The following is a 19,052-nucleotide window of genomic DNA, read 5'->3' as shown; positions in this document are numbered from 1 at the left end:
TTAGAGCAGCTTCTGGGCGGCCAGGAACTCAACCAGCTTGATGCCGGCGTCGCCTTCGTCGGTGATGATGGTGCCCGCAGTGCGCGGCGGCCGCGCTTCGGCGGTCTCGACGGCGGTCAGCGAACCCGCGGCGCCCACCTGTGCGGCATCGACGCCGATGTCGGCCAGGGTGAGTGCCGCGATTTTCTTCTTCTTGGCTGCAAGGATGCCCTTGAAGTTGGGGTATCGCGGCTCGTTGATCTGGTCCGTCACGGATACCAGGGCGGGCAAGGTTGCCTCCACGGTGTCAGCGTGGGCGTCGCCGTCGCGGCGCGCGAGGACGCGGTCGCCGTCGACCTCCAAGGAGGAAGCAAAGGTGACTTGAGGGAGCCCGAGCCGCTCGGCGAGTTGCGCCGGAACCAAGGACGTTTCGCCGTCGGTCGAGGCCATACCGGTCAGGACGAGGTCCACGGGCGAGTCGGCGCCGAGATACCGGATTGCCGCGGCAAGGGCCAGCGAGGTGGCAGCGGCGTCGGAACCCGCCAAGGCGTCGTCGCTCAAATGCGCGCCTGAGGAGGCGCCGATTTGCAAGGACTTCTTGATGGCGTTCACGGCACCGGCGGGACCCATGCTCAAGGCGATGACCTCGTTGCCGGCCTTCGCGCCTCCGCGGTCCTCGCTGAGCTGCAGCGCAGCTTCAAGCGCATATTCGTCCAGTTCGGACAGAATGCTCTCGTCGCGGTCCGTGGTGTTGCCTGGGCCGGTGAGGTGTCGGTCGAACTGCGCGTCCGGGACGTGCTTGACCAGAACAACAATCTTCAATGTGTCTCCCACTGTGTTCGAGGCAGCCTTCCATGCTCGGGAATGGCCAGCAACTAGGCGCATGGCCAAGAGTGCCCAGCGTACGGGCTCGTCCTAGCTAAGCATATTGCGGGACAAGTCGGACAACGCCGAGTGTCCGCATTAACTCCTGTTTCGCGGATCGTTCCGGCTCCGAGCAGCAAAGGGCAGACGCCGACGGCGGGCGGCACCGCAAGTGGTGCCGCCCGCCGTCGTTGACTGCCAGCTGTTTGCCCGGCTGGAATCTGCTGCAACAGCGCAGCTGTTACGGAGCAGCGTCCAAGGTCACGTCGAGATCCTGCGACTGGCCGCCGCGCTGGATGGTCACCTTGACCGTTGCACCTGCCGCCTGCTGACGGACAGCCGCGGTGAGCTGCTCGGGATCGGTGATGTCCATGCCGGCGAACTTGGTGACGACGTCGCCCACCTTGAGTCCGGCCTTCTCAGCGGCGGAACCCGCTGTCACCGCTGCGACCTGCGCCCCAACCGAGAACCCGGAGCTGCTTCCAGTGGCCGACTTGGGCTGCACGCTCACGCCGAACTGCCCGTGGGTGGCCTTGCCGTTCTGGATGAGTTCCTGCGCAATACGCTTCGCGTTGTTGATGGGGATGCTGAAGCCCACGCCGATGTTGCCGCTGGACGACGACGAGGAGCTGCTGCTTCCCGCGGAAGCGATAGCCACGTTGACGCCGATGATCTCGCCCTTGGTGTTGACAAGCGCTCCGCCGGAGTTGCCCGGGTTGATCGGCGCGTCGGTCTGGATGACGTTGAGCGAAACGGTGCCCTGGCCGGCGCTGCTCTGGCTCTGGCCACCGCCTGGAGGCGCGAATTGGAATCCACCCTGGCCGCCGTTTTGTGAATTGTCGGAGCCACCGTTGGGAACAGCCGAGGACGCCACGCTGATGGTGCGGTTGAGCGTGGAGACGATGCCGTCGGTGACCGTGCCGGGCAGTCCGAGCGGAGCACCGATGGCGATGGCGTTGTCGCCGACGTTGATCTTGCTGGAATCACCCAGGGTAGCCGGCACGAGTCCGGAGGCGTTGTCCACCTTGATGATGGCGAGGTCCGAAAGCGGGTCCGTGCCCACTACCGTCGCCTTCAGGACGCGTCCATCGCTCAGCCGCACCTCAATGGCGGCATTGGCGCTGGCACCGTCAAGGGTCACCACGTGGGTGTTGGTCAGGATGTGGCCCTGGTCGTCGAGGATGATGCCCGAACCGGTACCGCCCTGGTTTCCGCTCGAGGCCATGATGGTCACGACGCTTGGCGTAGCTTTGGCTGCGGCTGCCGTGATGGCGTTGACGTTGTCCGTGTTGTTGACAATCACGGTTCCGGTCTGGCCGCTGCTGGCTGCCGCCGGGGTCCGGCTGCTCAACAATTGATCGCTGGCCGCCACCACGCCTCCGCCCACAAGACCCGCTGCCAGGATGCAGGCCACCAAGGTCCCGACGCCGAAGACCGGCTTGCGCTTCGGGCCGGCTGCCGGACCGCCCGGGTGGGCCGGGAACTGCTGCGTGGAATAGTGCTGCGCAGGGTTCGGTCCGCCATAGAAGGGCTGGTGCTGCGAATACGGGTGCTGCGGTGCCGCGCTGTGCTGGGGAGCTCCGTGTTGGGGAGCTCCGTTCTGGGGAGCGTTGTGCTGGGCCTGGATCTGCTCGGTGGGGTTTTCGGCCGGGCCCTGGGCCCAAGGAGCTGGGGCTACCGGAGCCTGCGCTGTGTATTCGGGCTTCGCCGTGAAATCCTGACCCGGCTGGTATGCCGGCAGCGGGGCCGTAGGCTGGGAATTGGCTTGCTTGTCCGCCTCCGCCTTGCCGGTGCTCTCAGGACCATGGTTCTCGGGGCCATTGTTCTCAGGCGCGGCGCCCTGTGCTGGGTTCTCCGTCATGGGACTTCCTTTCTTCCTCGTCCCCTTAACTATCGTCGCTCTTGCTGGATCAAGAGTCGACGTTCGCTGGGAGCTTGCTGAACGCCGTCGTCGGAACGGTCCTGCGTCCTCGAATGGCGCCGACTTGCCCCTCAACGCTGCAGAAGGGCAGATCTCTCCCCGTTTCGCTGGCGGCATATTTACCGCTGTGGACGCCCCAAAAGGTGCACCATAGTATCAAGTGGAATTGCCACAGCGACCTGCGGCTTGACAACCATGCGTGGGGGCGCTGATGCATTCTGTTTCGATTGTTCCGGCCCGGACCAGTCGCAGACGTGCTGAAGGGTTGCACATGCGGTCAATAGTGAAACGTGTACTCGCCGTCATTGGTTTGGCTGGAGTGCTGGTCCTCCCGGCCGCCGGAGCCTGGGCTGCCGATCCGGTGACGATCCCGTCCGGCCAGAACATCACTGACGACGCCGGCGTCCTTCGCGACAAGGGCGCGGTTCAAAGCGCCATCAAGTCCCTCTACGACAACCACCAGTTCAATCTGTATGTCGTGACCGAAAAGACCTTCACCAACCCGAGCACGCCCAGCGACTGGGGCAACGCGGTGGCAAAGAAGAAGTCGTTCGGATCCACTGACGTCTTGCTGGCCATCGCCACGGACGACGGTAAGGTGAACATCACCCGCGGGCCCGGCAGCAAGATCACCGACTCCCAGCGTGACGACATCCTCAAGAACGCCGTCCTGGCGAACCTTGTCCAGGGCAAGAAAAACTACGACCAAGCCGTGATCGATGCCGCCAAGGCCATCGGAGACACCCAGAATTCCGGCGCGGGCACGGGCGTACTCGTGGGTGCCGCCGTGGTTGCGGCCGGAGGCGTAGGAACGTACTTGTACTTCCGCAACCGTCGCAAGAAGAGCCCGGCCTCCGCTGCGGGTTACGGACCGCAGGGAGAACAGCTCGATCCCCTGGCCTCCTTGAGCATCGCGGACCTGCGGCGCAAAGCCGGATCCCTGCTCATCGAAGCGGATGACACCATCAAGTCCAGCGAGCAGGAACTCGGATTCGCCCAGGCGCAATACGGCGATGCCGCCGTCGGGAACTTCACCAAGGCGTTGCTGGAAGCAAAGAACCACATGACCGAATCCTTCAAGCTGCAGCAACAGCTCGATGACCACATCCCGGACACCGAGGAGCAGCAGCGCAGTTGGCTTGGCGAAATCATCCGACGCTCCGAGGCTGCCCTCGAGTCGCTGCGCGAGCAGAAGGCCGATTTCGATTCCCTGCGCGAACTTGAGAAGAACGCGCCTCAGGCTTTGGCCACGGTTGCTGCCGGCGCCGACGACGCCGAGGCAAAGATCAGCAGCGCGGAGCAATCGCTCAACGGCTTGCGCGAGAAGTACGCAGACAGCGCGCTGGGGCACGTGAGCGACAACATCACCCAGGCCAAGGACCGGCTCGCCTTCGTACGGCACGCGACCACCACCGCACAGGAAAAGCTCGCCACAGGTGAGAGCAGCCTTGCCGCGGTAGCGGTCCGCGCCGCGGAAGAAGGCCTGCACCAGACCAACGTGCTGATCGACGCCATCGCCAAGGTTGCGGGCAGCCTCGACGAAGCCCGGAATTCGCTGGAAGGCGCCGTGGCGGACACCAGCCAGGACCTGGCCCAGGCCAAAGCGATGATCCAGTCCGGCGAACACCCGGAGCTGGCTGGCCCGGTGGCTGGAGTCGAAGCCGCGCTGGCGCAAGTCAAGATTGAAATCCAGGGCGGGAAGATTGATCCCATTGCCACCCTGGACCGAGTGGAGAAGGCGCACCAGGCCTTGGACCAGTCCCTGTCGGGCATCCGTGACCAGCAGGAACAGGCAAGGCGTGCACAGGCCGCGCTCCAGCAGACCATCATGGCTGCCCAGTCCCAGATCAGCGCAACCTCGGACTACATTGCGGCGCGACGCGGCGGGGTCGGCACGGAAGCCCGTACCCGCTTGGCCGAAGCCCAGCGGAATCTCGACTACGCCCTGTCCATTTCCCGCAATGACCCGGTGACGGCGCTGACGTACGCCCAGCAGGCCCAGGCACTGGCGGCACAAGCCGCTCAACTGGCCCAGTCCGACGTCGATCAGTTCGGCGGCTTCGCCAACCAAGGCTACGGCCGTGGCGGCATGTTCGGTGGCGGAGGCAACGGTGGCGGCCTCGGTGGAGCGATCCTCGGCGGCATCCTCATCAACTCCATCCTCCACGGCGGCGGAGGCGGCTGGGGCGGCGGAAACAACGACGGCGGTGGAGGCGGCGGAGGCTTCTTCGGCGGCGACGGCGGTGGAGGCGGCGGTTTCTTCGGCGGCGACGGCGGTGGAGGCGGCTGGGGCGGCGACTCCGGCGGTGACGGGAGCTTCTAGCTCGTGAAGACTAGGTGGGGGCCGGTCCCCCACGTAGAAGCGGTACAAGAACTGATCACTGGATTCAGTGGGCACCACTGAGCAGGACGAAAGGCAACACCATGGTTAAGCAGTCCATTTTCGGGCGGATCGCACAGCTCGCCAAGGCGAACATCAATGCCTTGCTCGACCAGGCTGAGGACCCCCAGAAGATGCTGGACCAGATGGTCCGCGACTACTCGAACAACATCGCCGAGGCCGAATCCGCCGTGGCGCAGACCATCGGCAACCTCCGCATGCTCCAGGCCGACTACAACGAGGACATCAAGAACTCCCAGGACTGGGGCAACAAGGCCCTCGCAGCCTCCCGCAAGGCGGACGAGTACCGTGCGGCCGGCAACGCTACCGACGCCGTGAAGTTCGACAACCTTGCCAAGGTGGCCATCCAGCGCCAGATGTCGGCCGAGAACGAGGCCAAAGCGGCTGAGCCCAACATCGCCTCCCAGTCGGAGGTCGTGGACAAGCTCAAGAGCGGCCTCGACCAGATGAAGGGCAAACTCAACGAGCTCACCAGCAAGCGCAACGAACTGGTTGCCCGCTCCAAGACGGTCGCTGCCCAAACCCAGGTGCACGACGCCCTGAAGAGCATCGACATCATGGATCCCACCAGCGAGGTGGGCCGCTTCGAAGAGAAGATCCGCCGCGAAGAGGCCAAGGTGCTCGGCCAGCAGGAGCTGGCGGCCTCCAGCCTGGACGCACAGTTCAACCAGCTTGAGGATCTCGGAGAGCAGACGGAGATCGAGGCCCGGTTGGCCGCTTTGAAGTCGGGTGGTTCAAAGGCCGCGATCGGCGCCGGCGCTGCTGCTCCGGAAGATGACACTGTGGACGAAGCAGACTTCGACAAGCTTTAGTCCAGCCAAACGAATGGCCGGGCCTCCAGTGTGTGAACTGGGGCCCGGCCATTCGTGCTTGTAGCGCTTTATGCTCCGACAGCGAGCCGTCCAACGATGAGTCGCATGATCTCGTTGCTGCCTTCCAGGATCTGGTGGACGCGCAGGTCCCTGGCGATCTTCTCAAGGCCGTATTCGGACAAGTAGCCGTAGCCGCCATGCAGCTGGATGGCCTTGTTGGCGACGTTGAAACCGGCGTCCGTAGCGACGCGCTTGGCCATGGCACACAACCTGACCGTGTCCGGAGCGCCGCGATCCAAGGCGTCAGCGGCCCGCAGGACCAAGGTTCTGGCGGTTTCAAGTTCCGTATCCATGTCGGCGATGTCAAACAGCAGGGATTGCTGGTTGATGAGCGGGCCGCCAAAAGCCGAGCGGGACTTGAGGTAGGCGATGGACTTCTCCAGGGCCGCCTGGCCACCTCCCAGGGAACAAGCGCCCATGTTGACCCGGCCTCCGTTGAGGCCTTTCATGGCTATGCCGAATCCGGTGCCTTCCTCGCCAAGCCTGTTCGCCACGGGGACGCGTACGTTTTCGAAGATGACCTGCCGGGTGGGCTGGGCGTTCCATCCCATTTTCTTTTCGTTCGGACCGAAGGACAGTCCCGGCGCATCCGCAGGCACGACGATAGCGGTGATGCCCTGGCTGCCCGTGTCCGCAGTCCGTGCCATGACCACGTAGACGCTGGAAACTCCTGCCCCCGAAATGAACTGTTTGGTGCCGTTGAGAACGTAGCTGTCGCCGTCGAGCACTGCTTTGGTGCTCAGCGCGGCGGCGTCCGAGCCGGCCCCCGGCTCCGTGAGGCAGTAACTGCCCAGCGCCTCCATGGACGCAAGCTGCGGCACCCATTGCGCCCGTTGCTCATCGTTGCCGAAGGCGTCGATCATCCACACCACCATGTTGTGGATCGAAATGTAGGCCGCGATGGTGGGGTCTGCCTTGGACAACTCCTCGAAGATCAGCGCCGCATCCGTGCGGGAAAGCCCCGAGCCGCCGAACTCTTCCCGCACATAGATGCCGCCCATGCCGAGTGTGCCCGCTTCACGCAGGACATCCACCGGGAAATGCTTGGTCTCGTCCCACTCCGCGGCGTGCGGGGCAATCGCCGTTGTGGCGAAATCGCGCACCATCTCGACCACCGCGTGCTGGTCCTCCGTGAGCTCAAACATTGGCACTCCTTTTCCCGGGTTGTCCGGTGTTTTTCTAGCTATTCGATGCTTTTACTTGCTGACTTTGCCCATCAGCGAAGCGACAGGGCGGAGGAAAAGCGGCCGCGCGAGGAACCACGCGCCCACAATCACCAGGAGGGATACGGCGAAAATGCCGAAACCAACCCAGTTGATATCGTCGCTCCCGCCGTACATGTGGTTCAGGTTGCGCAGTGCCCCGGTAGCGAGGACCAAGGTGACGTGCACGATGGTGAAGAGCACGAAGTACACCATCACCGGGAAATGCACCGCGCGGGCCAGCTCGATGGGATAGATCTTGTTGACCATGCCGGCTTTCTTGGGCCAGGCAGAGGAGGTGCGCAGGCCAGTGATGATGGCAAGCGGGGCGGCGATGAAGACCGTGACGAAGTAGGTCAGCAACTGCAGGGCGTTGTAGTTCACCCAGCCGTCCTCAGTGGGCCAGTTCAACGAAGCGTACTGAAGGGCGGCGGAGATGGCATTCGGGAAGACATCCCAGCTGGTGGGGATGATCCGCATCCACTGCCCGGTAGCAAAAATCACGATGATGAAGACGATGCCGTTCAGCACCCACAGGGCATCCAGGGTCAGGTGGAACCACAGGTCCAGGCTGATCTTGGTCGGCGCATTCTTGGTCCGGATGAATCCCTTGTTGTTGCGAGTCCATTGGGCAGGCGGCCTCTTGGCCGTGCGGACCTGCCAACCGGATCGAACGATGAGCACCATGAAGAAGACATTCAGGAAGTGCTGCCATCCGAGCCATGCCGGGAAACCCACAGGAGCGTTCTCGGGGAGGCTGGAGGCGCCCGGGAAGTCGTGCAAGAACGACTGCACACCCGACAGGCCCGTCAACCATTTGGCCAACAAGACGATGAGCAAAAGGACGAGCAGCACGCCTGGAACCACCCAGAGGGGTTGGGACCATTTGCTCTTGGCTGCTGTCGACTTTTTGGCGGGGGTGGACATCTTCTCAGACACCTCTCGGAAGAACTTCGCAATCAGGGACGCATCAAGCTAACAGGCTTTGGACCGAAGCGGCCAAAGCCTGTTACGCCGTCAGTTGGAACGGGCTTTGACGGCCTCGATGAGTTTCGGAACCACCGTGAAGATATCGCCCACGATTCCGAAGTCGGCCACCTCGAAAATGGGCGCGTCCTCGTCTTTATTGATGGCCACGATGGTCTTTGCAGTCTGCATGCCTGCGCGGTGCTGGATGGCCCCGGAAATTCCCAGGGCGATGTACAGCTGCGGGGACACGCTCACGCCGGTCTGGCCCACCTGGGCCGTCTGGGCTATGTACCCGGCGTCGACGGCGGCGCGTGACGCACCGACCGCCGCCCCCAGGGCGTCGGCGAGCTGTTCGACCAGCACAAAGTTCTCGGACGAGCCCAGGCCCCGTCCGCCGGAGACAACCGTGGCGGCGCTTCGCAGCTCGGGTCGGACGGAGACGGCGACGTCGTCGTTGAACTGGTCAATGACAGCGGCGGCGTCTGTCTTGGCTTCGAGGGGCACCGTGTCCACGTCTGCCGTGGCAGCGGGAGCCTCGCCTTCGATCGCCCCCTGCCGGATGGTGAGGACGGGCAGTCCGCCTTCCACCACGGACTCGACGGTGTAGGCCCCGCCAAACACGGAATGTTGGGCGACGACGGTTCCGTTGTCGCTGCGCACCCGCACGACGTCGGCCAGCACGCTTCCGCCGACCCGCACGGCAAGCCGTGCGGCTGCTTCGCGGCCGTCCACCGAGTTCGCGGTGAGGACGGCAGCCGGCCCATAGGCGTCGACGGCCCCGATCAGGGCGTCCACTGCGGGTGCCACCAGGACGGTGCCGGCGGCAGCGGTCACAGCCGAGTAGACCTTGACCGCGCCCAGTTCGCCGAGGCGCGCGACGTCGTCGTCCGCCAAGGGAGCAGACGAGACGACGACGGCGACCGGCGAGCCCAGCGTGGCTGCGGCGGCCAGCAGCCCGCGTGCGGAAGCAGCAATGCCGCCGCGGTGGGAAATTTCAATGAGTGCCAGGATGTTCGACATTTTCTTGTCCTCCCTCAGACCAGTCGGTTGGCGACGAGGAACTCGGCCAGTTCGCTGGCTGCGGTCCCGTCATCGATGAGTTTCCGTCCGGCTGCGCGCGGCGGGCGTTCTGCGGTGGAGATCACCACGCTGCGGCTGGGGCCCGTCGGGACGCCGAGTTCGGCGACGGACAAGGTGGTGACGGGTTTGCGCTTGGCCGTCAGGATCCCCTTGAAGTTGGGAAACCTGGCCTCCGGGAAACGTTCAGTCACGGTGAGGATGGCGGGCAGTCCGGCGCGGACATTGAGGGTCCCGCCCTCGCCTTGGCGAACGCCACGTACGCCGTCGTCGGCGATTTCCGCGGAGATCAGCGATCCCAGCAGCGGCAACTGGAGATGTTCGGCAATCATGGCGGGCACGACGCCGGCGCGGCCATCCGTTGATTCGTTCCCGGCCACCACCACGTCAAATCCCGTAGACCTCAACGCCGCAGCCAGGGTTGCGGCCGTTCTCCCGGTGTCGGCGCCCCTGAGGGAATCATCCACGATATGGACACCCGAATCGGCTCCCATGGAAAGGGCCTTGCGCAGGGACTGGGTGGCTTCATCGGGCCCCATGGTCATGGCCACCACTTCGGTGCCCTTGTTCGCATCTTTGATGCGCAACGCGGCTTCGAGGGCGCGCTCGTTGATCTCATCGACGACGGAGTCCGTGGCCTCACGGTCGAGCTGCCCGGTTGCCGGGTCGAGCTTCCGTTCCTCGGCCGTATCCGGCACTTGTTTGACGAGCACGACGATCTTCATTCAACAGCTCCCTCGATGCAAATGGCTGACGCTTGGAATCGAGAATACTAGGAACTCCTAGTATTTACCATGGAGCGAAGACAGGAATGCTTGGAACTCCTATTGATTCTGCCGCGAGCCCGGGTTTTCCGCATCGGACTTGGTATGCGCCCCAAGCGTCGTCCCCAAGCGTGGCGGCTCCAGGGGGCTGGATCGTCAGCGCGGAGCGGGAGCCTCAGCGTCCCGGCGTCGGGCGAACTGGATCATCCTGGCCAACATCGTCAAGACAACGACAACGGCGAATCCGGCAAACGTGGGCCGGGCTTCCAGGGCCAGCGCGCCGTTTTCACTTCCAGCGACGACCGCCAGGAATCCGGGCAAGCTGGCCGGCGAACCTGTCAAGATGGCGATCAAGCCGATCGCAATACACAGGATGAAAACCAGCGCGACGCCCGCAGCCGCTCCATCCGCCACCGCGCCAACGACCTTCAAAAGCTTCGTCATTGAAAGATCCTCCCCCGAGCGGGCCAATGGAGCGCCGCCTGTGGTTGTCCCCGGCGCTCCGCCTGGAACTCGCCGAGTTACGTTGCCGAGGGAACACTGCCTCAATCCCCGACCCAAAGAAACTAGCCCGTAAATTCGCCCCTCAGGGGTCGAAGTGGCCAAAATCCGTGCAAAATTGCCCAAAATCAGTGTGCTATCCGGCAATCTCAGTGTGGACCTCGACGCTTCTACGTGTGAAAAAACGTTTCACCCGGATTGGCCCGCATAGCCGTCCAAGACCGCTGCCAGGACCTCCTGGGAAGTAGCAGCGGTGTCTCCACTGCGCCTACTTCATGATCGACAAGGCTGCAAATAGGGGCTGGATGAAGGCACCGTCGGATTCTGCTGGATCATTCTCTTCGCCGACGTTGCCGGTCCCGTGATTCCGCAGGCCCGGAATTTGTCCATTCGAATGATTGCGCAGAATCCGACATCCGAGCCAGGACGATCCCGGGCCGGACATGACGCGCCCGGGATTTACGCACGTTTTGGGGTTATAGGACAAAACGTGTGTATGGATTGCGCCTGCTTCCCAGTGGCGGCGGGGAAAATCAGGGGTAGCTAAGCTTTGAAAGCTTAGTGTGGCTGGGGTGCTTGCATATCTCGGGAATGTTTGATTTGTGGCCGGCTGCTGGTTCGGAACGGGAAGACGGCTGCGGGCAAGCAGCGGTACCGGTGTCTGGATTGCGGGGCGAGCCGCTCGGGGGAACGCCCGGATGTGAGCCGGCGTGCGGAGCTGGATGCGTTTCTGGGCTGGCTGCTAGGTACCGGCAGCCAAGCGCTGGCTGACTCGTTCGGCACGGCCCGGTCGTTCCGGCGTCGCACGGCGTGGTGTTGGAATATCGCCCCCACCATTCCGGCCACGGGCGAGATCCATGACCAGGTCCAGATCGACGGGATCTATGTCGGCTCGTGGTGCTGCCTGATCGCGATCGCCGGAGAGCATGTGATCGGCTGGCAGTGGTGCGACACCGAGAAGAAGGCCGCGTGGGCCGCCCTGCTGGGACCGTTCCCGGCCCCGCGGGTCGTGATCACCGACGGTGGTTCCGGGATCGCCGCCGCGCTCTCTGACTGCTGGTCCGACACCGCCGTTCAGCGCTGCCTGGTCCATGTCCAGCGCAACGTGCGCACCTACCTGACCAGCAGGCCCAGGACCGAGGCCGGCAAAGCTCTCCTGCGCCTTGGCCGGGCCCTGACCCGGATCAGCACAGCCGCGCAGGCCGCGGCGTGGCTCGGCCACCTCAACGACTGGTACCGGAACCACGGGCAACTGGTCCGGGCCCGGACCTACCCCACCGCAGCCTCCCCGGCACCGGCGTGGGTGCGGGCGAATCAGGCCTGGTGGTTTACCCATGACCGGCTCCGGAAGGCCTACCGCCTCCTGGAGCGGCTCAGCCAGGCAGGGACACTGTTCACCTACTTGCGCACCGAGTTCACCGGACTCGATATCGCGGCCACGACAAACCGGATCGAAGGCGGCACGAACGCGCAACTGCGCCTGATTCTGCGGGCCCACCGCGGGATGAGCGAAGAACACCAGAAGCGCGCCATCGAGTGGTACCTCTACCTCCACAGCGAAACCCCGGACCAGCCCGCCCGGCTCATCCGCCCCGAACACTACACACCCACACGCCCGCAGACCCAAACCGCCGTCGAGCAGCCACATGGACCCGAGGAATACGGCAACACAGCCACCGCCGAGGAAGGCCTCTGGGCCCGCAAAGGCTGGGCAGGACGCACGTGACACACCCGGGATTTACACACGTTTTGTCCTATAACCCCCCGTTGTGTCCCATGACCCGGGAAGGTTGAAGAAACAGGAGTTAAACGAAAGAGTCCGCCCAGACGGGCGGACTCTTTTCGTTATTTGGTTGCGGGGACAGGATTTGAACCTGTGACCTCTGGGTTATGAGCCCAGCGAGCTACCGAACTGCTCCACCCCGCGTCGCAAGATCAACTCTACCGCACATTCGAGGACGCCCCTGACCACCCGGGTGTGGGCTGCGGCACGTTGGGACTCGGCGCCGTCCTGACCCTCTTTGATTCGGGAAAGCGCTTTCGACACGGCGAGTCGTGTCATTTGGGCGTCGAGACGGCTCAAAGAAGGTCAGGACGGCGCTAGCACAGCCGCACCGGGCACGTGCTCTACCCATTCCGCACTCCCCACCCACAAATCGGCGGAAAACAAAAGATCCGGCACAGTGTTTCCACTGTGCCGGATCTTTTCTCCAGTTGCGGGGACAGGATTTGAACCTGTGACCTCTGGGTTATGAGCCCAGCGAGCTACCGAACTGCTCCACCCCGCGTCGCAAGAACTACTTTACCTGCAGGTGAATGTCAGGCCAAATCCAAACGACGTGACCTCCGTCTCCCTCACACCCGCCTCCCGATCAAAAGAAGGACCGGGCCAACCCGCTATGGGCTGGCCCGGTCCTTCAAACCCCGGCCGTGGTGAAATCAGCCGGCTGGAGAATTGCCTACTTGCTCGGCGAAGCGGACGGCGTCGGCAACGGGCTCGCCGACGGGCTTGCACTCGGCAACGGGCTCGCCGACGGGCTTGCACTCGCCGACGGAGCCGGGGCGACGCCAAGCCGCGACTCGGCGTCGAGGGCTTTCTGAATTGCCGCGGACAGAAGGTTCTGCTGGGCGCCGTATCCCGCGAAGTCACCCTTGGCCAGTGCGGCCTGTCCATCCTGGATGGCCTTGTTTGCCTGATCCAACGCAGCCTTCAGCTGAGCCTGGGCATCCGCTGCGGCAGGGGGCGTAGTACTCCCTGGCGGAGTGGTGGTGGTCTGACCGTTGTTGGCCGAGTCTCCTGCCGAGGCACCGGAATCGCCGCCGAACAAAACCTTCAGCGCCGCATCCAAGGTGGACGCGAAACCTACTTTGTCACCAAAGGCTACGAGCACTCGCTGAAGCGTCGGGTAGGACGTTTCGCCAGTTGACTTCACGTAAACCGGCTGCACGTACAGCAAGCCACCACCCACCGGCAATGTCAGAAGGTTGCCGTTGAGCACATCGGAAGCTCCCTGCCTGAGCAGGTTAAGTTGCTGCGACACCTCAGGATCAGAGTTGAACTTGTTCTGGGCCTGGCCGGGACCTGGAACCTGGGTATCCGTGGGCAATTGGAGCAATCGCAGCTGGCCATACGAGTCCGCCTTCACCCCCTTCTGGTTACCGGCGTCGGAGTCGGCAGCCAGGAAGCCATACAGGATGTTCCGGGCGTTTCCGTTGACTACCTGTGGAATGAACGAGGAGGTCAGCTGGAACGCCGGCTTGGTCTGGCCGGGCATTTGCAGGGACAGGTAGTACGGAGGCTGCCGGACGGGATCAGTGACTGTGGGATCGTTCGGCACGCTCCACGCGTCGTTGTTCTGGTAGAAGCTGTCCGCGTTGGTCACGTGGTACCGGCCAAGCAGTTCCTGCTGGACTTTGAAGAGATCCTCCGGGTACCGCACGTGGCTCATCAGCTGTCCGGACATCTCCGAGATCGGTTTGATGGTGCTGGGGAAGATCTTCTGCCAGGACTTCAGGATGGGGTCCTGGTCATCCCAGGCATACAGCGTCACCGAGCCGTCATAGGCATCAACAGTCGCCTTGACCGAGTTCCTGATGTAGTTGACGGAGTTGTTCGGCAAGACCGCAGTGCGCCCGGAGGTCGTTTGCGAGTCAGCGGTAGCGGTTTGCAGTTGCTGCTGCTGCGAGTAGGGGAAGTACTGGCTGGTGGTGTAACCGTCCACAATCCACTTCACCCGGCCATCAATAACCGCGGGATAGGCGCTGCCATCCACGGTCAGGTACGGAGCGACCTTTTCAACTCGATCTCGTGGAGAGCGGTCGTAGAGGATCTGGGACTTCGCATTGACGCCGTCAGACAGCAGCAGATCCGAGGACTGGAACTTGATGGAGTACAGGAGGCGGTTGAACCAGTTGCCCACACTGGGGCCACCATTGCCGGTGAAGGTGTACTGCGTCTCGGTGGTGCTGTCCGTGGCGGCAGGACGGTCCTGCTCGCGCTGAGGAGCACCGTCCGGTGCGCCGACAACCGAGTAATCAGGCGAATCTTCGCCGAAGTAGATGCGGGGTTGGTAGCTCGTATCGCTGCCGAGGGTACCCATGGACGGAATCCCGGACAACAGGAAGTCCGGCTTGCCGTCCACGGTGACCGTGTTGCCCTTGGCCGCCACGACGCCGTAACCGTGCGTGTAGACGATGTGCCGGTTCACCCAGGTCTGCTGGCTTGCGTTGAGCCCGTCCTGGTTCAACTCACGGACAGCGATCACGGTGTCCTGGGTCTTGCCGTCCACGGTGTAACGGTCGACGTTCAGGGACTTGGGGAACTGGTAATACGGACGGTACTGCTCCAACTGGGAGAACGCAGAAGAGACAAGGTTCGGGTCCAAGAGCCGAATGTTGGCGGTGGTCTGCGCATCCTTGGCAAGCGCCCCGGTCTTGGCGTCCGTGGTGGCGTTGTACGGGGATACCTGGATCTTGTCCAAACCGTACGCGGACCGGGTCATCGAAATATTGCGATCGATGTACTTGTTTTCCAACGTCTGCTCAGAGGGGCGGACCTGGAACTGTTGGATGACCCAGGGGTAGACGCCGCCCGCGAGGATGGACGTGATGATCAGCATGGCCGTGCCGATGACCGGCAGGCGCCAACGCCCGATCACGGCGGCCACAATGAAGAGGATAGCCACCAGACCCGCGGCAACGGCCAGGATTGTCTGCGTGGGGATCACTGCGTTGACGTCGGTGTAAAGGGCACCAGCCCAGTGTCCGCCTTGGTTTTGAACGGTGTCGTAGACGTTGAGCCAGAAGTTGGCTCCAAGCAGCAGCAGGAAAACGGCTCCGGTCACGGCGAGGTGGATCTGGGCTGCACGGCTGGTGAAGATGCCGCGCTCCATGAGCCGGATGCTTCCGTAGAGATAGTGGGTGAGGATTCCGGCGATTCCTGCGATCACCACAACGCTCATGAGGAAGCCTGTGGCGAATCCGAGGAACGGCAAAGTCATGAGATAGAAACTGATGTCCAGGCCAAATTGCGGATCGCTCTGCCCGAATGGCATCTGGTTGAAGAACAAGAGCACCGCTTGCCACTGGCTCGCGGCCGCGCTGCCGGCGAAGAGGCCGAACAGCACGGGGATGCCGATCATGACCACGCGCCGCACAGGTTCGAGTTGAGCCTGGTACCGGTTCAGGTTGTCCCTGACCTCGGCGTCCGGCGCGTAGACAGGCCGTGCGTGATAAGCGACGCGGATTGCGTAGAAGATCGGCACGGCCATCAGGACGAAGCCCGCGAGGAAGATCAGGATCCGGGCAAGGTTCTCCCGGAAATAGACTTCGAAGAAGCCCAACTGCTGATACCACAGGACGTCTGTCCACACATTGGCGAAGAAAATGAATCCCACCACCACGACGGCGACGATGATCAAAGTTGGAGTGAGGGCACCCCGTCTCCGCTGCGGTCTTCCGGGCGGGCTGGTGCTGGCTGGACGGGACAAACTCGATACCTCATCGCTGGTCGTCAGTTAACGGTCATCAGTGCGTGTGTGTTCGTCGGCCCCGGTGCCGGGAGCTAATGGCGGAGGCCGTCATTAGTGCCACGAGTGGCAGTGGAGCTAAGTTCCATCATCAGTCTAGTTGTTGGAGCATGCCGGGAGGCGGGACATGTCCTGGCCCGAGGCGAGTCGTTCAACGGCTGATTTTGCGTCCGCCAGAGTGTCCACTTTGACTACCTGAAGCCCGTCCGGAATGTGCCCTACGACCTCGTCGCAGTTGGCGGCGGGCGCCAGGAAAAGGGTGGCGCCGCCATTGCGGGCCCCGCGCATCTTCTGGGCGATTCCACCAATCGGGCCCACGGTGCCGTCCGGCGAAATGGTGCCCGTGCCGGCAACATGCTTGCCACCCGTGAGGTCGCCGGGGGTGATGCTGTCGATGATGCCCAGTGCGAACATCATGCCGGCACTCGGTCCGCCCACCTGGTCCAGGGAGATCTTGACGTCGAACGGGAAGGTGAACTTGTACTGCAGCAGCACGCCCAAAATGTACTTGCCGTTTGAGCCCTTGCCCGGGGTGATGCTCACCGTGACGGGCTTGCCGTTCCGGTCGACGACGACGGCGGCCGGCGCCCCCGCGCCGTCGGCCAGTGCGGTTTGGACGACGTTCAGGGACGTGATCGCCTTGCCGTTGATCGACGTAAAGACATCCCCCGTTTGGAGTTTGCCCGCGGAGGCCGAGCCGTCGGACAATCCCGCCACTTCAAGCTTCTGCCCGTACGGAATGTTCTCCTCCTGGAGGGCCGAGGCAACGGCGTTCTCCTGGGAGGTGGTCATGGCGACCGCGCTTTCCTGTTCGGATTGCTGCTTGGTGGTGCCCTTGGGATAGAGAAGTTCTTCGGGATATACGGCCTTTGAACCGTCCAGCCACGCTTGGAACGCCTCGAAAATGTTGACGGGTCCGTTGGGGCCGCCGTTGATGTAGACGGTGGTCAGGTCCAGGTTGCCCTTGGCGGGATACGTCGCGTGTCCCGTAATGCTGATCACCGGTTTGTTGTGGTCGGTGCCCAGGGTGTTGAACGTGGGCCCGGGAGATTCCACGACGTAGGGAACAGGGAGAACGGCCGCGGCGATTCCCAACACGATGGTCAGCGCGCCGGAGACGAGCATCGCGATGTACCGCCCGTCCCGGCGACGTGGCGGTCGGGGCGGTTCCTGCCCTGGTTCCTGCGATTGTGCGGCCTCCCCCGCCGCGAAACGGGCGTCCGACGTCGGGACGCCCTGGGGGTTGGAGGGGCCGAGAGGCTGTCCCGGTTCCCCGGCAGCTCCGGGGCTCGGCAAACTAGTCAATGAAAGGCCTCTCCGCGCCGGGAACCATGTGCCCAACGCTACCGTTTCGACCCCTCATGATGGAGGCCGGTAAACATACCAACGATCCACCCTACTTGCTGTGCCTGCCAGACGTGCTTTGCCTAGAGCGAACGACGCGTTCCTGAGGCAGACAGCCCCCGGGCATCGCGGTACCTTGAAAGTGATCACCAGTCACACCGACGATCGGCGGCACCATGACTTCCAACCCCAATACCCCCTCCAATGGAGACGATTCACCCGTGGATCCCTTGGCAGAAATGCTGAAGAACCTGATGGGCGGGCAAGGCATGGGCAATATCGACCCCGCCGAATTGGCGAAGGCCGCGGGTCTGCCGAACGACCCCAATATGCTCCAGCAAATGTTCGCCCAGGTGCAGGCCATGATGAGCTCCACTTCCGAGGGCCCTGTCAATTGGCAGCTCGCCCACGAGAACGCCCGCCGCGTTGCCGCTGCCGGCACTGATCCCTCGGTGAACGCCGTGCAGGCGCGCGAGGTGGACGAAGCGCTCCGGCTCGCGGAACTCTGGTTGGATCCTGTCACCGACCTTCAAGCGACCGGGCTGATCGGCCGCGCTTGGTCCCGCGCGGAATGGGTCGAAGCCACCCTCGCTACCTGGAAGCGGCTGACGGAGCCGGTGGCCAACAGCATCGCGAATGCCCTGTCGGACGCGCTGACCCAGCAGATGCCGGAAGAAATGAAGGCCATGATGGGTGGTACCTCGTCCATGTTGCAGAACATGGGCGGAGCCATCTTCGGGATGCAACTGGGCCAGGCAATCGGCGCACTGTCCGCCGAGGTGGTCAGCTCCACCGACATCGGCGTTCCCCTCGCCGATCTCGAAATGGCGTTGCTGCCCGCCAACGTGGCGAAATTCGGCGAAGGCCTGAGCATCCCGGAGAACGACGTCCGGCTGTTCCTCGCCGTCCGGGAAGCCGCGCATGCCCGGCTCTTCGTGCAGGTTCCCTGGCTGCGAGGCCACCTCCTCGGAGCCATCGAAGCGTACGCCCGAGGCATCCACATCGATATTTCCCGCGTCGAGGACCTTGCCCGAGACCTGGACCCTGGTAACCCCGAGGGCATTCAAGAAGCCCTCTCCCAAGGAGTGTTCACCCCCGAACGCACTCCCGAACAATCGGCCGCCCTCGAGAAACTCGAAACGGCCCTGGCGCTGGTCGAGGGCTGGGTGGACGAACTCACCGCCGCCGCCACCGAGAACGTGCTGCCATCCGCCGTCGCACTCCGGGAGACCGTGCGCAGGCGCCGCGCCACGGGTGGACCCGCTGAACACGCGTTCTCCTCGCTGGTGGGACTTGAGCTGCGCCCGAAGCGCCTGCGCGAAGCCGCGACCCTCTGGGCCGCGTTGAAGGACGAACGTGGGATCGCCGGCCGCGACGCCATTTGGCAGCACCCCGACCTGCTCCCCACGGCACACGACCTCGACGACCCGGCGGGCTTCACGGAACGGCGCCGCCTGGCTGAAGCCAGCGACACCGAGGTGGACGATGCATTGCAGAAGCTCCTTGAAGGCGGCTACGACACTCCGAAGGATGAGGAGAACACAGAGGACAGCCCGGAGGCTCCGAAGCCTGAAGACGGAGATTCCCCCGACAACACGGGACCCGAAGAGCCCAAAGGGTAGCCACTCCT

13 protein-coding genes and 2 tRNA genes are annotated in these 19,052 nt (G+C 63.6%); 4 read left to right on the top strand and 11 right to left on the bottom strand.

The features are described from left to right. The gene (locus ACSBOX_RS06690; RefSeq protein WP_442545344.1) at positions 1-801 is read right to left on the bottom strand and encodes an electron transfer flavoprotein subunit beta/FixA family protein; all 801 of its coding nucleotides are present in this window, start codon (positions 799-801) and stop codon (positions 1-3) included. A gap of 283 nt (positions 802-1,084) precedes the next feature. Further along, positions 1,085-2,704 carry a trypsin-like peptidase domain-containing protein gene (locus ACSBOX_RS06685; protein ID WP_442545343.1) on the bottom strand — a complete coding sequence of 540 codons (1,620 nt, stop codon included), beginning with the start codon at positions 2,702-2,704 and terminating at the stop codon, positions 1,085-1,087. Between the two features lie 331 nt (positions 2,705-3,035). Here ACSBOX_RS06685 and ACSBOX_RS06680 point away from each other — a divergent pair, with 331 nt between their 5' ends. Continuing rightward, a complete protein-coding gene (locus tag ACSBOX_RS06680) occupies positions 3,036-5,087 on the top strand; it encodes a TPM domain-containing protein (protein ID WP_442545342.1) in 2,052 nt (683 codons plus the stop codon). Between the two features lie 101 nt (positions 5,088-5,188). Then, a complete protein-coding gene (locus ACSBOX_RS06675; protein WP_442545341.1) occupies positions 5,189-5,977 on the top strand; it encodes a PspA/IM30 family protein in 789 nt (262 codons plus the stop codon). 68 nt (positions 5,978-6,045) lie between these two features. Here ACSBOX_RS06675 and ACSBOX_RS06670 read toward each other — a convergent pair whose 3' ends face one another. From ACSBOX_RS06670 to ACSBOX_RS06650, 5 genes are all read right to left on the bottom strand, one after another. Beyond that, a complete protein-coding gene (locus ACSBOX_RS06670) occupies positions 6,046-7,182 on the bottom strand; it encodes an acyl-CoA dehydrogenase family protein (RefSeq protein ID WP_442545340.1) in 1,137 nt (378 codons plus the stop codon). Positions 7,183-7,233: 51 nt separating this feature from the next. Continuing rightward, positions 7,234-8,166, bottom strand: coding sequence for a cytochrome b/b6 domain-containing protein (locus ACSBOX_RS06665; protein WP_442545339.1), 933 nt, complete (start codon positions 8,164-8,166; stop codon positions 7,234-7,236). A gap of 90 nt (positions 8,167-8,256) precedes the next feature. After that, positions 8,257-9,228 carry an electron transfer flavoprotein subunit alpha/FixB family protein gene (locus ACSBOX_RS06660; protein WP_442545338.1) on the bottom strand — a complete coding sequence of 324 codons (972 nt, stop codon included), beginning with the start codon at positions 9,226-9,228 and terminating at the stop codon, positions 8,257-8,259. A 14-nt stretch (positions 9,229-9,242) separates the two neighbouring features. After that, positions 9,243-10,010, bottom strand: coding sequence for an electron transfer flavoprotein subunit beta/FixA family protein (locus ACSBOX_RS06655; RefSeq protein WP_442545337.1), 768 nt, complete (start codon positions 10,008-10,010; stop codon positions 9,243-9,245). A 195-nt stretch (positions 10,011-10,205) separates the two neighbouring features. Continuing rightward, positions 10,206-10,493, bottom strand: a complete 288-nt coding sequence (locus tag ACSBOX_RS06650) for a hypothetical protein (RefSeq protein WP_442545336.1) — start codon at positions 10,491-10,493, stop codon at positions 10,206-10,208. A 652-nt stretch (positions 10,494-11,145) separates the two neighbouring features. Between ACSBOX_RS06650 and ACSBOX_RS06645 the strand changes: the two genes are divergently transcribed. Next, the gene (locus ACSBOX_RS06645; RefSeq protein WP_442545335.1) at positions 11,146-12,276 is read left to right on the top strand and encodes an IS1249 family transposase; all 1,131 of its coding nucleotides are present in this window, start codon (positions 11,146-11,148) and stop codon (positions 12,274-12,276) included. A gap of 124 nt (positions 12,277-12,400) precedes the next feature. On the opposite strand, the gene ACSBOX_RS06640 is transcribed toward ACSBOX_RS06645, so the two are convergent. The 4 genes from ACSBOX_RS06640 to ACSBOX_RS06625 form a co-directional block, all read right to left on the bottom strand. Continuing rightward, positions 12,401-12,477, bottom strand: a tRNA-Met gene (locus ACSBOX_RS06640). A 287-nt stretch (positions 12,478-12,764) separates the two neighbouring features. After that, positions 12,765-12,838, bottom strand: a tRNA-Met gene (locus ACSBOX_RS06635). A 171-nt stretch (positions 12,839-13,009) separates the two neighbouring features. Then, entirely contained in the window at positions 13,010-16,039 is a 3,030-nt protein-coding gene (locus tag ACSBOX_RS06630) for a UPF0182 family membrane protein (protein WP_442545334.1), read from the bottom strand. Positions 16,040-16,174: 135 nt separating this feature from the next. After that, positions 16,175-17,203: a YlbL family protein gene (locus ACSBOX_RS06625; protein WP_442545973.1), complete on the bottom strand. Its 1,029-nt coding sequence runs from the start codon at positions 17,201-17,203 to the stop codon at positions 16,175-16,177. A gap of 395 nt (positions 17,204-17,598) precedes the next feature. On the opposite strand from ACSBOX_RS06625, the gene ACSBOX_RS06620 reads away from it, so the two are divergent. Beyond that, the gene (locus ACSBOX_RS06620; protein WP_442545333.1) at positions 17,599-19,044 is read left to right on the top strand and encodes a zinc-dependent metalloprotease; all 1,446 of its coding nucleotides are present in this window, start codon (positions 17,599-17,601) and stop codon (positions 19,042-19,044) included. Positions 19,045-19,052 lie beyond the last annotated feature (8 nt).

Source organism: Arthrobacter sp. KN11-1C (assembly GCF_052180225.1).
In the GTDB taxonomy this organism is placed as follows: domain Bacteria; phylum Actinomycetota; class Actinomycetes; order Actinomycetales; family Micrococcaceae; genus Arthrobacter.
The sequence above is the reverse complement of the archived record's forward strand: the minus strand, read 5'-3'. Positions and strand labels throughout refer to the sequence as shown.